General features: G+C 65.5%; 13 protein-coding genes. 8 read left to right on the top strand and 5 right to left on the bottom strand.

What is annotated here, in order from left to right; translation table 11 throughout:
* Nucleotides 1–172: 172 nt before the first annotated feature.
* Complete coding sequence (locus ACEN42_RS30740) at nt 173–976, bottom strand: enoyl-CoA hydratase/isomerase family protein (protein ID WP_371883429.1); 804 nt, start codon at nt 974–976, stop codon at nt 173–175.
* Nucleotides 977–992: 16 nt separating this feature from the next.
* A complete protein-coding gene (locus ACEN42_RS30735) occupies nt 993–1,748 on the bottom strand; it encodes an SDR family NAD(P)-dependent oxidoreductase (protein WP_371883428.1) in 756 nt (251 codons plus the stop codon).
* 201 nt (nt 1,749–1,949) lie between these two features.
* On the opposite strand from ACEN42_RS30735, the gene ACEN42_RS30730 reads away from it, so the two are divergent.
* Together ACEN42_RS30730 and ACEN42_RS30725 are read left to right on the top strand one after the other, a co-directional pair.
* The gene (locus ACEN42_RS30730) at nt 1,950–3,251 is read left to right on the top strand and encodes an MFS transporter (RefSeq protein ID WP_371883427.1); all 1,302 of its coding nucleotides are present in this window, start codon (nt 1,950–1,952) and stop codon (nt 3,249–3,251) included.
* A gap of 33 nt (nt 3,252–3,284) precedes the next feature.
* Nucleotides 3,285–4,457 carry a thiolase family protein gene (locus tag ACEN42_RS30725; protein WP_371883426.1) on the top strand — a complete coding sequence of 391 codons (1,173 nt, stop codon included), beginning with the start codon at nt 3,285–3,287 and terminating at the stop codon, nt 4,455–4,457.
* On the opposite strand, the gene ACEN42_RS30720 is transcribed toward ACEN42_RS30725, so the two are convergent.
* The gene (locus tag ACEN42_RS30720; RefSeq protein WP_238289814.1) at nt 4,438–5,217 is read right to left on the bottom strand and encodes a DeoR/GlpR family DNA-binding transcription regulator; all 780 of its coding nucleotides are present in this window, start codon (nt 5,215–5,217) and stop codon (nt 4,438–4,440) included. The genes ACEN42_RS30725 and ACEN42_RS30720 overlap by 20 nt on opposite strands.
* A gap of 233 nt (nt 5,218–5,450) precedes the next feature.
* On the opposite strand from ACEN42_RS30720, the gene ACEN42_RS30715 reads away from it, so the two are divergent.
* Genes ACEN42_RS30715 through ACEN42_RS30700 form a run of 4 tightly spaced genes read left to right on the top strand, consistent with a single transcriptional unit; the run spans nt 5,451 to nt 10,161 of the window.
* Complete coding sequence (locus ACEN42_RS30715; RefSeq protein ID WP_238289812.1) at nt 5,451–6,449, top strand: 2-keto-3-deoxygluconate permease; 999 nt, start codon at nt 5,451–5,453, stop codon at nt 6,447–6,449.
* Nucleotides 6,446–7,729: a four-carbon acid sugar kinase family protein gene (locus ACEN42_RS30710; RefSeq protein ID WP_371883425.1), complete on the top strand. Its 1,284-nt coding sequence runs from the start codon at nt 6,446–6,448 to the stop codon at nt 7,727–7,729. The genes ACEN42_RS30715 and ACEN42_RS30710 overlap by 4 nt, the downstream gene beginning before the upstream one ends.
* Complete coding sequence (pdxA, locus tag ACEN42_RS30705; protein WP_371883424.1) at nt 7,726–8,727, top strand: 4-hydroxythreonine-4-phosphate dehydrogenase PdxA; 1,002 nt, start codon at nt 7,726–7,728, stop codon at nt 8,725–8,727. The genes ACEN42_RS30710 and pdxA overlap by 4 nt, the downstream gene beginning before the upstream one ends.
* A 54-nt stretch (nt 8,728–8,781) precedes the next feature.
* The gene (locus ACEN42_RS30700) at nt 8,782–10,161 is read left to right on the top strand and encodes a CoA transferase (RefSeq protein WP_371883423.1); all 1,380 of its coding nucleotides are present in this window, start codon (nt 8,782–8,784) and stop codon (nt 10,159–10,161) included.
* A 24-nt stretch (nt 10,162–10,185) separates the two neighbouring features.
* Here the strand turns inward: ACEN42_RS30700 and ACEN42_RS30695 are convergent, their stop codons facing one another.
* Nucleotides 10,186–10,809, bottom strand: a complete 624-nt coding sequence (locus tag ACEN42_RS30695) for an FMN-binding negative transcriptional regulator (protein WP_371883422.1) — start codon at nt 10,807–10,809, stop codon at nt 10,186–10,188.
* An 85-nt stretch (nt 10,810–10,894) separates the two neighbouring features.
* On the opposite strand from ACEN42_RS30695, the gene ACEN42_RS30690 reads away from it, so the two are divergent.
* Nucleotides 10,895–12,349 (top strand): PLP-dependent aminotransferase family protein, encoded by a 1,455-nt coding sequence (locus ACEN42_RS30690; RefSeq protein WP_371883421.1) that lies wholly within the window; start codon nt 10,895–10,897, stop codon nt 12,347–12,349.
* A gap of 76 nt (nt 12,350–12,425) precedes the next feature.
* Entirely contained in the window at nt 12,426–14,048 is a 1,623-nt protein-coding gene (locus ACEN42_RS30685; RefSeq protein ID WP_371883420.1) for a D-alanyl-D-alanine carboxypeptidase/D-alanyl-D-alanine-endopeptidase, read from the top strand.
* A 4-nt stretch (nt 14,049–14,052) separates the two neighbouring features.
* Here the strand turns inward: ACEN42_RS30685 and ACEN42_RS30680 are convergent, their stop codons facing one another.
* Nucleotides 14,053–15,081, bottom strand: coding sequence for a MerR family transcriptional regulator (locus ACEN42_RS30680; protein ID WP_371883419.1), 1,029 nt, complete (start codon nt 15,079–15,081; stop codon nt 14,053–14,055).
* Nucleotides 15,082–15,108 lie beyond the last annotated feature (27 nt).

Here is a 15,108-nt window from a genome sequence, read left to right as displayed (position 1 = left end):
CGACGGCTGGCAAGCATGGCCAAACTGCGTGTGACCGCGGGCTTAAACGAGCTGCTTTCTTTGGTTACTTTCTTTGCAGCAGCAAAGAAAGTGACCCCCGCCCCGGGGAGGGGCAGTGCTAATAGACCACCGCGAAATCGGGATTCCACGAAAGCCCCCGCAAAAAGACAAACTACCGCCCCCTATACCGAGGCTTACGCTTCTCGGCAAACGCCTTGCGCCCTTCCACACGATCTTCCGACTCCCTCATCGCGCCCCAGGCGAGTTCAGTAAACTCAAGCGCCTGCGCTAAAGGCACATTCGCACTAGTCTCGATGACCTTCTTGATCATCTGCACAGCGAGCGGTCCATTCGAAGCGATCGTGCGCGCGAGTTCCAGCGCATCGTCCATCAAGGCCTCAGGCTCACAGATATCCGATATCAATCCAACGCGATACGCATACTCCGCATCAACCTTGCCCCCGGTAAAAAGCATCTTCATCGCGATAGCCGACGGCACCGCGCGCTGCAACGCCTGAATGCCGCACACGGCAGGAATGCTCGCGACGACCGCCTCGGGTAATCCGAACACCGCACTCCGCGACGCGATCCGCAAATCGCACTGCAACGCGAGCTCCAGCCCGCCGCCCAGGCAATAACCGTTGATCGCGCCGATGATCGGCTTGAAGATACGCAACGAGCCAAGCTCCATCAGCCGCACATAGATGCCCTCGGCGCCCGCGCGATCGATCGACTTCACGAACGACGATCCGAACGATGTCGACGGCGGCAGCGTGCGCTTCAAATCCGCGCCCACGCAGAACGACTTCGCGCCCGCGCCGGTGATGACGATCACGCGAACATCATCGTCGTCGCGGGCATCGGCAAGACGCGCGCGCAGTTCGGCGAGCGTGTCGATATCGAGCGCGTTGAGCGCTTCGGGCCGGTCAAGCGTCACGACGGCGACGTGATCGGAGACGGTGTAGCGAATGGTCATGATGTCCTCCCTTCGCTCAGACGCTCGGCGACGACAGCGAGCGCCCGCCGCACACATAGAGCGTCTGCCCGGTGATGTACGACGCCTCGCGCCGCGCGAAAAAGCGCACCGCCTCCGCGATATCCTCCGGCGTGCCAATACGCTGCACCGGCACCGACTTCTTCAGCTTCTCTTGCAACGCCGCGTCGAAAGCCTGAAAGAGCGGCGTATCGACGATGCCCGGCGCGACCGCATTCACCGTGATGCCGTCCTTCGCCCATTCGAGCGCGAGACTGCGCGTGAGACTCACCACGCCGCCCTTCGCCGCCGAATAGTTCGCCTGCCCCACGCCGCCGAGCCACGCACGCGACGAGATGTTCACGATGCGCCCGTGCTTCGCCGCGCTCATGTGCGCCAACACCGCGCGGCAGCACAGGAATTGCGACTTGAGATTCACGTCGATGACCGCGTCCCAGTCGTCGTCGCTCATGCGCGTGATGCGCTTGTCGCGCACGATGCCCGCATTGTTCACGAGCACGTCGATGCGCCCGTAACGCTCGATCACCGCATCGACCGAACGATTCACCGACTCGCTCTTCGTCACATCGACGGGCAGCGCGATCACCTCCGCGCCGGATGCGGCGAGCGTCGTCGCGGCTTCGTCGAGCGCGGCGCGATCGAGATCGAAGAGCGCGATGCGCTTGCCGTCGCGTGCCAGCGTCTGAGCGATACCGAAGCCGATGCCCTTCGCGCCGCCCGTGACGATCGCGACTTCCTGTGATGAAGCATTCATTGCTGTCTCCTTGAACGAATGCCCCGATGCTAGGCCGCTCCACGCCGCGCCTCAAACGACATTTTTTGCGCCGTCGATTGAGTTTTCGTGCGCGCGTTTTCGATTGATAAGAAGTCAATCGAGCACGCAAAAAATGTCGTTTGAGCGCGCGAAAAGCCAAACCTACGATGCGTCCATCACAAACACACACGGAGACGCATCATGGACACCACGCTTCCCAACGTAGCCGAGCCGGCCGCAACGCCGCTCACCGGCGCACAGCGAAAAGCGATCGTCGCGGCGACGCTCGGCACCATCGTCGAGTTCACGGACTGGATCATCTACGCGACGTTCGCGTCGCTGTTCTCGCGGCAGTTCTTTCCGGCGAACAACGCGAGCATCGCGCTGCTCGCGGCCTTCGCCGTGTTCGCGGTCGGCTTCGTGATGCGGCCCATCGGCGGCGCGCTGCTCGGCGCGTATGCCGACCGTCACGGCCGCAAGAACGGCCTCGCGCTGTCGGTTGCGCTGATGGCGGGCAGCTCGCTCGTCATCGCGGCGTGTCCCGGCTATGCGTCCATCGGCATCGCGGCGCCGCTCGTGCTCGTCGCCGCGCGGCTCGTGCAGGGTTTCGCGGCCGGCGGCGAGTTCGGCTCCGCATCGACCTTCCTGATGGAATCCGCATCGCCGGCGCGGCGCGGTTTCGCGGGATCGTGGCAACACTTCGCGGTGAACGGCGGCGTGCTCGTGGCAGCGTCGATCGGTGCGCTGCTCACATCGATGATCGATGCGCCCGCGATGGCCGCGTGGGGCTGGCGCATCGCGTTCACGATCGCCGGACTGATGGGCTTCGTCGCGCTGTGGTTTCGCCTGGCCGTTTCCGAAACCGATGCGTTCAAGAAGAACGTCTCGTCGCGTCAGCACACGCGTCATCCGGTCGCGACGATCCTGCGCGAGCATCGGCGCGCCGCGTTGCGCGTGATCGGCATCGCGATGGCGGGCAATCTCTGCGTCTATCTCTGGCTCGTGATGTTCCCGACGCTCGCCCACATGCGCGGCCTGCCGCTGCGCGATGCGTTCAGCGCGAGCGTCGTCTCGATCGTCGTGTCGCTCGTCGCGATTCCGCTGCTCGGCATGTTGTCGGACCGCATCGGCCGCAAGCCGGTGCTGATCGCGTTCGCCGCAGGCTCCTCGCTCTTCGCGTATCCCGCGCTGCACTTTCTCACCAATGACTACTGGAGCGCGACGGTCATCGTCACCATCGGCATGTTGCTGTCGTCCGGATTCGCCGCGACCTGCGCGACCGTGATGGCCGAGCAGTTCCCCGCGCATGTCCGGGCAACGGGCGTCGCGCTGCCTTACGCGGTCTCCGCCGCGCTCTTCGGCGGCACGCTGCCCACCATCGTCACCGCGATGAACAGCGCCGGTCTCTCGCAATACCTCTGGATCTACGTGGCCGCCGTGTGCGCGGCGAGCTGCATCGTCTATGCGCGCATGCCGGAAACGCGCGGCAAAACGCTGGATTAAGGCTTTCTTTTATCTAATGCAATGGAGACAACCATGCGCAAAGTAGTGATCGGCGGCGTCGGCATGACGCCCTTCGGCAAGTTTCTCGAACGCAATCTGAAGTCGCTCGCGGAAGAAGCAGTGTCGCTCGCGTTGAAGGACGCGCACATCGGCGTGAACGATGTCGACCGCGTGTTCTTCGGCAACGCGGCGGCGGGCGTCGTCACGGGACAGGAAATGATTCGCGCGCAGTCGTCGCTGCGTAACACCGGGCTCGACGGCAAACCGATGTTCAACGTCGAGAACGCCTGCGCGTCGGGCAGCTCGGCGCTGAATCTCGCGTGGCTGTCGGTGGCGTCGGGGCAGGCGGAGACGGCGCTCGTCGTCGGCGTCGAAAAGCTGTCGCACGAAGACAAGGCGGTTTCGTTCGGCGCGTTCGCAAAGGCCGTCGATCTCGAAGAGCCGCTGCCCGAAGGCGTGACGACCGGAACCGGCTCGCTCTTCATGGACCTGTACGCCGCGAAAGCGCGCAAGTGGATGGAAAAGACCGGCGCCGAGGCGAGCGACTTCGCGCGCGTCGTCGTGAAGAGCCGTCATGCGGGCTCGCTGAATCCGCATGCGCAGTTCCGCAAGGAAACGAGCGTCGAGGAAGTGCTGACGAGCCGCATGGTCAGCGATCCGCTGACGCTCTTCATGTGCTCGTCGATCGGCGATGGCGGCGCGGCCGTGTTCATCTGCTCCGAGGAATTCGCGGCGAAGCACGACATTCGCCCGGTGTACATTCGCGCGAGCTCGATCGTGTCGGCGAAAGCGGATGGCTCCGGCGAACTCGTCGCGGTGCGCGCGGCACGCGCAGCGTATGAGGAAGCGGGCATCGGACCGGAAGACGTGAACGTCGTCGAATTGCACGATGCCTCCGCGCCCGCCGAACTCATCCATTACGAGAACCTCGGTCTGTGCGCACCCGGCGATGCGCCGAAGCTGATCCGTTCCGGCGATACGGGCATCGGCGGAAGGATTTCGGTGAATCCGAGCGGCGGCTTGCTGTCGCGCGGGCATCCGGTCGGCGCAACGGGCGTCGCGCAGATCGTCGAACTCACGGAGCAATTGCGCGGCCGCGCCGGCTCGCGGCAACGTCCGGGCGCGAAGGTCGCGCTCGCGGAGAACAACGGCGGTCAGCTCGCGGGTGATTCCGCCGTCGCGCTGGTCACGATTCTTTCGACGTAAGCTCGGCGCATTCCACCGTCACATTCCCCCGCTCCTCGAAGCGCGCGAGCACCGGCGCTTCGGCCAATGCATCGGTGACGAGCGTCCAGTCGCGCTCCAGCGGCGTCCAGTGCTGCTGGTTCGCGCGTTCGAGCTTGTTCGACGTGACCAGCACGAACACGCTCGCCGCCTGGCCCGCGATGCACTCCTTCAGGAACGCCTGCTCCGCCGTCGCTTCGCACAGTCCGCGTCCTGCGACGACGCCGTCCGCGCCGAGAAACGCCTTGTCGAACGTCACGCGCGTGAGCGCCACCTGCGCGATGGGCCCGAGCGTGCTCATGCTCGATGGCCGCACGTCGCCGCCGATCAGCGTCACGCGCACGTCCGCCGACGCGAGCACATTGACCGCGAGCAGATTGTTCGTCACGACATGCACTTCCGAGCGGCCGGCGAGCGCGCGAGCGAGCGCCGCGTTGGTCGTGCCGCCGTCGAGGAAGATCGTGTCGCCGTCCTGCACATGACGCGCCGCCGCGCGCGCGATCGCTTCCTTTTGCTCGCGAAAACTCTCGCGCCGCGTATCGAGCGATTCTTCCGGCTCGTGCATGCCCACCGATGCCGCGCCGCCATACGTGCGCACGATGCGCCGCTCGTCGGCGAGCGCGCGCAGGTCGCGGCGCACCGTCGCCTCCGACATGCCGAAGTGATCGCACAGCGCGGCGACATCGTTCATGCCGGAGAGCACGGCCCTGAGCATGGCTTCGCGGCGTTTCTCGACTTTCATCCTGTTTCCTGAGTTCTTTTCGGTTCTGACGGCGACGCACAGTGTAGCGAACCGGCCGGGTCCGTCCGATGCTTGCGGGTACTCGAGCGTATCGCGATCGATTTGATCGATTCGATCAGGATAAACACGCACGACGACCGGTTTGCGCAAAACGGACCGGAGGGCTACACTCCGAATTGCCCGGTTCAATCACTTTATGATCGAACCGGGCAGAAACCACTCTGGAGGCATGTATGGCTCAGATTCATATCAAGCGCGCCGTCGAGCGCGTGCCCGGCGGCATGATGATCGTTCCGCTTCTTATCGGCTCGCTGATCGCGACGTTCGCGCCGAACATGCCGAAGTTCTTCGGTTCGTTCACGAACGCGCTCTTCACCGGATCGCTGCCGATTCTCGCGGTGTTCTATGTCTGCATGGGCGCAAGCATCGACGTGAAGGCGACGCCCTATCTGCTCAAGAAAGGCGGCGCGCTGTTCGCGACGAAGGTCGGCACGGCGATCGTCGCGGGCATCGTGCTCGGGCATTTCCTCGGCGAGCAGCCGGTCACGTCGGGCCTGTTCGCGGGCATCTCGACGCTGGCTGTCGTCGCCGCGATGAACGACACCAACGGCGGCCTCTACATGGCGCTGATGGGCCAGTACGGCCGCTCGGAAGACGTCGGCGCATACACGATCATGTCGCTCGAATCCGGCCCGTTCCTGACGATGGTCACGCTCGGCGTCGCGGGCCTCTCGGCGTTTCCGTGGCCGACGCTCGTCGGCAGCATTCTGCCGCTCGCGGTCGGCATGCTGCTCGGCAATCTCGATCGCGAGATGCGCGAGTTTCTCGGCCGCGCCGTGCCGGTGATGATTCCGTTCTTCGCGCTGGCGCTCGGCGCGAGCCTCGATCTGCACAAGGTCTGGCAAGCCGGTCTGCTCGGCATCGGTCTGGGCTTCGCGGTCGTCGTCGTGACGGGCATTCCGCTGTACTTCGCGGATCGTCTGACGGGCGGCACGGGCGTGGCGGGCGCGGCGGCGGCGAACACGGCGGGTAACGCGGCCGCCGTTCCGGCGCTGATCGCGGCGGCCAATCCGGTTTATGCCGACGCGGCCAAGTCCGCGACGCTGCTCGTCGCGGCATGCGTGGTCGTGACGGCGATCGTGTCGCCGATCCTTACCGCCTCGATCGCAAAACGCGTGAACGCGCGGCTCGATGCGCGTTCGTCGTCGAAGACACGCGAGGCCACGCAATGAAGAGCTTGCTGATCGTCGCCGACGATCTGTCGGGCGCGGCCGATTGCGCGATCCCCTTCGCGGCGGCCGGCCTGCAAACCGTCGTCTCGCTCGACGCGGATGCATCGCACGCGAACGCGACGGTCATCGCCGCCGACACCGACACGCGCCGCCTCACGCCCGCCGACGCCGCGAAGCGCACGGCGAGCGCATGGCAGACGCTGCGCGCGCCGGGCCGGCGTCTCTACAAGAAGATCGATTCGACCTTGCGCGGCAACTGGACCGCCGAAGTCGCGGCGCTGACGCGCATCGCCGGACCGGCGATCGTCACGCCCGCGTTCCCCGCGACGGGCCGCACGGTGCGCGATGGCCGCGTGTTCGTGCGCGGCGTGCCGCTCGAAGACACCGAAACGTGGCAACTGGAAAACGCCGGGCAGAACGCGGGACTGCGCGGGATGCTCGACATGGTGGGCCTGCGCGTTGCGCACGTGTCGCTCGATGCGTTTCGCGCCGCGCCGCAGGATGTCGCCGCGATGGTCGCGTCGGCGGCGGCATCGGCGCATGGCATCGACGCGATCATCGTCGATGCCGAAACCGGCGACGATCTCGCCGCGCTCGCACGCGTGACCGCATCGATCGACGCACCGTTTTTCTGGGTCGGTTCGGGCGGACTCGCGCGCGAACTGGCCGCGTTGCCCGATCTCTTCGATGCCGATACTTCGCCGCAGCCGGCAAGCTTGATCGACCCGGCGCAAGGCCCGATCCTCGCGCTCGTCGGCAGCCTCTCCGCGATTTCCGAGCGTCAATGCGCGCTGCTGCGCGCCGAAGCCGGCGTGCGCGAAATGATCGTGCCGCCCGCCGTGTTGCGCGACGGCGCGCGTCATCCGCAATGGCTCGCGTGGCATGAACGGATCGGCGATTCGGTGCGCGACAGGCAAGACGCGATCGTGCGCATCGGCCGCGACGACGCTTTCGATCCCGCGGAAGGCGCGCTGCTGTCGAACGCGCTCGCGGCGCTCGTCGCGCCTCACTTCGACGCGCTCGGCGGACTGATCGCGACCGGCGGCGAAACCGCCCGCGCGATCCTCGCCGCCGCGAACGTCGGCAGCCTCGAACTCGTGCGCGAAATCGAAGCGGGTGTCGCGCTCGGCCGGCCATCGGGCGGCAAAGGCCCATCGATCGTCACGAAAGCGGGCGCGTTCGGCAGCGAGCACGCATTGCTCGGCGCTTACCTTCATTTGCGCGGCGCGGATATTCCCATCGCGCGCCAGCACACGACATCACCAGACGAAAGATCATGAACAACACTCTCCCCGTTATCGGCATCACGATGGGCGACGCGAGCGGCGTAGGCCCGGAAGTCGTCGTCAAGAGCCTCGCGCACGATGCCGTTTATCAGCAGTGCCGTCCGCTCGTGATCGGCGATGCGCGCCGTCTCGAGCGCGCCAACGAACTCGTCGGCGGCAAGGCGAAAGTGCGGCGCATCGCGGATGCGACCGAAGCGCGTTATGAGCCGGGCGTGATCGATTGCATCGATCTTGGCCTGATTCCCGACGATCTGCCCTTCGGCGAATTGTCCGCCGTCGCGGGCGATGCGGCGTATCAGTACATCGCGCGCGCGGTCGAACTCGCGCAGGCGCATCAGATCGACGCGATCTGCACCGCGCCGCTCAACAAGGAAGCGCTGCACGCGGGCGGGCACAAGTTTCCCGGCCACACGGAGATGCTCGCGCATCTGACGGGCGTCGACGAAGTGTCGATGATGCTCGTCGCGCCGCAACTGCGCGTGATCCACGTGACGACGCACATCGGCATCATCGATGCGATCCGCAAGATCGAGCCGGGTCTCGTGCAGCGCACGATCGAACGCGGCAACGCGACGCTCGTGAGAGCGGGCATCGAAAAGCCGCGCATCGGCGTGTGCGGGATCAATCCGCATGCGGGCGAGAACGGGCTGTTCGGTTATGGCGAGGAAGAGGAAAAGATCATTCCGGCCGTGAAAATCCTGCAGGAACGCGGGCTCGATGTGACCGGCCCGCTGCCCGCCGATACGCTCTTCTATCGCGCGGGACGTGGCGACTTCGATCTCGTCGTCGCGATGTATCACGATCAGGGGCACGGTCCCGTGAAGGTGCTCGGCCTCGAAGCCGGCGTGAACGTGACGGTCGGGCTCGACGTGATCCGCACCTCGGTCGATCACGGTACGGCGTTCGATATCGCGGGCAAGGGCATCGCCGATGAAGGCAGCATGCTCGAAGCGCTGCGTCAGGGCGCGGAGCTGGCGACGCGGCGCCATTGAATGCGGTTGGCGCGATAATGGGTGCTCCACACGAAGCACGGGCGCCGACCGACCATGACTTCCTCCCTCGATACGCTGCACGACCTATGGCGCATCGCCGGCTTGCCCGACGATGCGCTTTCTTTCATCGACCTTCCGGGTCGCGATCCGGTTTTTCCTTCCAGCTTTGCGATCGGCACGGCGGCGCAGGCGACCATCGGCGCGGCGGCGCTCGCGGCTTGCGAGCTCGGCGCGCTGCGTGGCGTTGAGCGGCAGCGCGTGTCGGTCGACATGACGCATGCGGCTGTCGAATGCACCGGAGCGTTCACCGTCGATGGCAAGGAGCCGGAGACGTGGGGACGCTTCTCCGGGCTCTATCGATGCGCCGATGGCTACGTGCGCATCCATGCGAACTTCGAGCATCATCAGGATGGCGCGCTGCGTCTGCTCGGGCTCGATCCGCAAACGGCGACGCGCGAGGATGCCGAGCGCGCGTTGCTCGCGTGGCGCGGTCGCGATTTCGAAAACGCGGCGGCGGAGCGCGGACTCGTTGTCACGATGCTGCGCACGTTCGATGAATGGGATGCGACGCCGCAAGCGCAAGCCATCGCCGCGCAGCCGTTGATGACGATCACACGCATCGGCGATGCGCCGCCGCTCGCATTGCCGCCCTTGTCCGCCGATGCGCGTCCGCTCGACGGCCTTCGCGTGCTCGATTTCACGCGCATTCTCGCCGGGCCGGTCGGCGGTCGGGCGCTAGCCGCGTTCGGCGCGGACGTGATGCTCGTGAATGGACCGCATCTGCCGAATATTCCTGCTATCGCGGATACGAGCCGGGGCAAACGCTCGGCGTTGCTCGATCTTCGCTCGCCTTCGGATCGCGACACGCTCTGGCGTCTGATCGACGATGCGCATGTGTTCGCGCAGGGGTATCGGCCGGGCGGGATCGCGTCGCTGGGTTTCGGGCCGCAAGAGGTGGCGGAGCGCAGGCCGGGGATCGTTTATACGTCGCTGACAGCTTATGGCACCGACGGTCCGTGGGCCGAACGGCGCGGCTTCGATTCGCTCGTCCAGACCGCGATGGGATTCAACGCAGCCGAGGGCGAAGCGGCGGGCGAAAGCAAGCCTCGTCCGTTGCCGATGCAGATGCTCGACATGGCGAGCGGCTTTCTGATGGCGTTCGGCGCGGCCGCCGCGCTATGGAAACAGCAGCGCGAAGGCGGAAGCTGGCATGTTCAGATATCGCTCGCGCAGACGGGGCATTGGCTGCGCGGACTGGGGCGCGTCGAGGATGGACTGAAGACGGCGAAGCCGGATTTCGCGCCGTATGTCGGGCGGTATGAATCCGGCTTCGGCGAATTGATGGCCGTGCGGCCGAGCGCGCAACTGACGCGCACGCCTGCGGGCTATGCGCGCGATTCGGAGCAACCGGGAACGTCGGCGGCGCGGTGGTGACGAGCGTTTGCTAAAGCGCGATCGTCACCCGGCCCGCGACATCGCCTGAGCCAGTTCTTCATTTCCGCGCGCCTGCAAAGTATCGGCGGCGTTGATGCGATCGCGCGTCTCCTTGTTCTGGCTCAGCTTCGATTTGCCCACGATCGATGTCACGGCAATCTCGATGCCCACGATGTTGCGCAGCATGCCGTCGATGAACTCGGGCTCGGAGTCGCCCATCTTCCACGGCTTCGGCTCGTTCGCCTCATGCCTGCGCGTCAGACGCGCGACCAGTCCGCGCACGAACGGCTCGTCGTCGCGCACGGTGAGCACGCCATGCGCGTGCACGACTTCGTAGTTCCAGGTCGGCACCTGCCGATGCGCCTCATGTTTGCTCGGATACCAGTTCGGCGAGATATAACCCTCGGCGCCGCGAAAAATCACCATGACCGGCGTGCCGGTCGGGCACCGCTGCCAGATATCGTTGGCGCGCGCGACGTGCGCCGTGAGCAGTCCGTGCGTGCCTCGGTCGGGATCGAATTCGAACGGAATGTGATTGGCGTCCAGACCGGCGTCGTCATGCGTGACGAGTATTCCGAGCGCATGCGCGCGAATGATCCGATGAAGTTCTTCGGGACGAGTCTCTGCGAAGTGCGGCGGGATATACATCGTGAATGCTCGGCAAAGGTGATGGAACTTCGTCACTATCGCTCGAAACAGGCACAATAAGAAGATCCAGTTTCGGTTGTTTTTCATGGTCCAGTTGAACAGAGCCGGCACGGGGCAACGCATCTACGATCTGCTGCGCGCCCAGATCGCCGACGGCACGCTGCCCGCGGGCGCATCCGCGCCATCGACGCGCGCGCTGGCCGCCGATCTGGGCGTCTCGCGCACAACCGTCACCGCTGCCTACGAACAGCTCGCCGCCGAAGGCTTCCTCGTCACATCGGCGGGGCGCGTCGCGCGTGTCGCCGCGCCGCCGGTGCCGCTCGCGCCGCCCGGTCCGGCGCGCGTTGCCCGCAGCGCGCCCGCGTTGTCCGCATACGGTCAGCGCGTTTCGACACTGCCCCTGCCCGTCCTTCATCAGACGAAGCAGGGCAGCGTCAACTTCCTCTACGGCGCGGTGTCCTCGCGCGACTTTCCTTCGCTGATCTGGAAGCGGGCGTATCAGGCCGAACTGCTGCATCAGCCGGAGAGCCTTTACTACGTCGCGCCCGAAGGCGATGCTTCGCTGCGGCGCGCGTTGCAGGCGTATCTGGGCCGGGCGCGCGGACTCGTCTGCGACAGCGAGCAGATCGTCGTGGTGAACGGCACGCAGCAGGCGCTCGATCTATGCGCGCGCGTCCTGCTCGATCCCGGCGATACGTTCGCGTTCGAAGAGCCCGGCTATCTGATCGCGCGCCATTGCTTCGAAGCGTCGGGCGGCGTGCCGCTGCCCGTTGCCGTCGACGAACATGGTCTCGACACGCGCCGTCTTCCCGCCGATGGCCGCGCGCGGCTCGCTTACGTGACGCCCTCGCATCAGTTTCCGCTGGGCGGCGTGTTGCCGGTCGGACGCCGGCTCGAATTGCTCGAATGGGCGCAACGGCACGATGCCTGGATCATCGAGGACGATTACGACGGCGAGTTCCGTTACGGCCAGCGCCCGATCGATGCGTTGCAATCGATCGATTCGAATGGCCGCGTGATCTACATCGGCACATTCTCCAAGGCGCTTTCGCCGCATCTCCGGCTCGGCTACATGATCCTGCCGCACGATCTCGTGCCCGTGTTTCGTCAGGCCAAGAGGCTGAGCGACCGGCATTCGGCAGTCATCGATCAGCGCGTGCTCGCATCGCTGATCGAGGGCGGCGCGTATGAACGTCACGTGCGGCGCGTTCGACGCGAATACGAACGGCGTCGCGCGGCGTTGCTCGATGCCATCGCGCATCTTCTGCCGCCAAGCGCGCAGGTGACCGGCACCGCCGCCGGGCTGCATGTCACGCTGTGGCTGCCGTTTCTCGATTCGAAGGATGAGGCCGCGCTCGTCGCCGCCGCGCATGCGAAGGGCGTGGGCGTCTATCCGGTATCGCAGCTTTATGCCGCGCCGACCGTCGATGCGCGGACCCGGCCCGCCGGTCTGATTCTCGGTTATGCGAGCGTGCCGGTCGATAAGATCCGCGAGGGAATTCAGATTCTCGCCGGCGTGATCGGCCAGTCGAGGCGTTGAGCCGACGCTTTCGCTTTGTATTCCCAATGCGCGCGTCCTATGCTGATTCTCGGTAAATAACGAAGGGAACAAGACCATGCGCGCGCGAATCCTGGCTGTCCCGTTGTTGATCGCATCCAGCCTTCTCGCCGCGAGTTGCGGCGGCGGTTCGTCGGACGATCCCATCGATCAGGTGATGAAGAAGCCGCGCTACACCAGCGCGAACTCGCAATGGTCGATGGTCGTGATGGACGCCACCACCGGCGAAACGCTCGCCGCGCTGCAACCCGACACGCTCTCGTTCACCGGCTCCGTGCGCAAGCTCTACTCGGTGGGCAGCGCGCTCAATATCATCGGCGCGGATCATCGCTTCGAAACGCCGGTCTATCGCAACGGCACGCTCGACGCATCGGGCAAGCTCACGGGCGATCTCATCCTGAAGGCGTCCGGCGATCTGACCTTCGGCGGACGGCAGAAACCGGACGGCACCATCGATTTCACCGACTTCGATCACAACGAGGCGCGCGCCTTCGACGGCGCGATCCTGACGCCGGAAGATCCGCTGACGGCCATCAACCAGCTTGCGCAACAGGTCATGGCGGCGGGCATCACGTCGGTCAGCGGCGATGTCATCGTCGATGACAGGCTCTTCGATGCGTTTCGCGTGCCCAACGGCAATGTGCTCATCTCGCCGATTCTCGTGAACGAAAACGTGATCGACGTGACGCTCGCGCCGACATCGGCCGGGCAGCCCGGCCAGCTCGACTGGCGCCCGCGCACGAGCGCGATGACCATGCAGGGCGCGACGCTCACGACGGCGGCCAATAGCGCGGCGGACATCGTCACCTCGGGCGATGCGCTCGACGATGGACCGCTCAGTTGTCTCGCCGCGCCCGGCTGTCACGGCACGATCTCGGGCGCGGCGAGCCTCGCCACGCCCGCGACGATCCCGATGGGCTACACGTCGCCGCTCGTCGGCAACAATCTGTATGTGAGCAACCTGCGTGTGGAAGATCCGCCGTCGTTCGCGCGCACCGCCTTCATCGACGCATTGACGCGCGCGGGCGTCAGCGTCTCGGCACCCGCCGTTCAGCCGAACGACAGAAGCAGGCTGCCATCGGCGCAAAGCTATTCGAGCGCGACGCAGGTGGCGAGCTTCACCTCGCTGCCCTACTCCGAAATCGCCAAGCTGATCCTCAAGGTAAGCCTGAACACCGGCGCCAATCTGAGCCTGATGTATCAAGGTCTCGCGCAAGGCGCGCGCACGGTCGATGCCGCGCTCGTCACCGAGCGCCGGTATCTGACGGGCACGCTCGGGATCGACGGCGCGGGCTTCGACTTTCCGACGAACGGCAGCGGCTCGCCCGACAGCCGCGCGAGCGCGCGCACGACGGCGACGCTGCTCACTGTGATGAGCCGCCTGCCGATCTATCCGGTGTATCGCGACGCGTTGTCGATTCTGGGCATCGACGGCTCGCTCGCGGCCATCGGCCGGGATGTCGTCGGCAAGGAGCACATCAGGGTGAAAAGCGGCGCGACCGTGACCAACGGCCAGATGGTCGCGATGAACATGGCGGGTTACATGGACGCGAAGAGCGGGCGGCGCCTCGCCTATGCGCTCTTCGTCAACCACGCCGGACCGGTTCAGGCGCTGACCGACACGCTCGAAGTGTTCGACGACGAAGCGACGATACTCGGCATCGTCTGGGCGCGGTATTGAGGCATTACTCGGTGCTTTCGAGACGCCTCATTGCGTCGCGCATGAAGTCGAGCAACGCCTCGTTCGTCCACGATCCCCTGGTCAGCTCCGGCTCGTTTTGCAACGCATGCCGGATCTTCGCGTGCGTCGCGCGATCGTCGCCCGCGTAGCTGCGAAAGAGCGCCATCCAGCGTCGCGCCAGATCCTGCGCACGCGGCGAATCGGGCGTCGTGCCCTCATCGATCGCATCGCGGACATCGGCCATCAACTCCGGCCACGCCATCGCGTGCCTGCCGTAGTTCTCGCGCAGGAAGCGGAACTCCGCCGAGGACAGATAGCGCTCGTAGATCGCGATCTTCGTCGCCGAGAAAGCGCGGATCACATAGTCCCGCAATTCGGGCGATATGCCGATGCTCGCCTGCATCGACGGTTCGTTGTCGTGCATGCGGTTGAGCTTCGAAAGCAGGCGCGGATCGTCGTTCGTATCGCGCGCTAGCAGCGTCATCCAGCGGTCGGCGAGCGAGCGGGCACGCGTGTCGTCGGCCGGCACGCCCGCGTCCATCAGCGCGCGCGCATCGGCGATGAGCGCCGTCCATTCGGATGACTGCGTGTGCGTGTTGCGGTACATAGGCAGGCGATCGAGCTCTTCGGGCGAAAAGTAGCGGTCGAACATCGTCATCAACTCCAGCGTATTGAGCCAGTCGGCCAGCTCGGGCTCCTTGCCGTCGATCAGCATGCCGCGCAGATTTCCCAGGCGGTCGCGCAAACGCGCCGCCTTCTCGATCTGATGATCGAGCATGACGATCTGCCGCGCGATGAGTTCGGCAAGAGGCGTATCGGGCTGGGAGAGATAAGCGCCGATGTCGGCAAGCGAAAGGCCGAAACCGCGCAACGCCTGGATCCGGTGAAGCCGGGCGATGTCGTCGCGGTTGTACAGGCGGTAGCCGTTATCGGCGCGCGCTGAAGGCGTGAGCAGGCCAATGGCGTCGTAGTGATGCAGCGTGCGGACGGTCAGTCCGCTCTTCTTCGCCAGTTCTCCTGTTTTCAACAGCATGCGAGCCTCCGTTCAGTGCGCACGAAA

This window comes from Caballeronia sp. S22 (assembly GCF_964261745.1).
Lineage (GTDB): Bacteria > Pseudomonadota > Gammaproteobacteria > Burkholderiales > Burkholderiaceae > Caballeronia > Caballeronia jiangsuensis.
The sequence above is the reverse complement of the archived record's forward strand: the minus strand, read 5'-3'. Positions and strand labels throughout refer to the sequence as shown.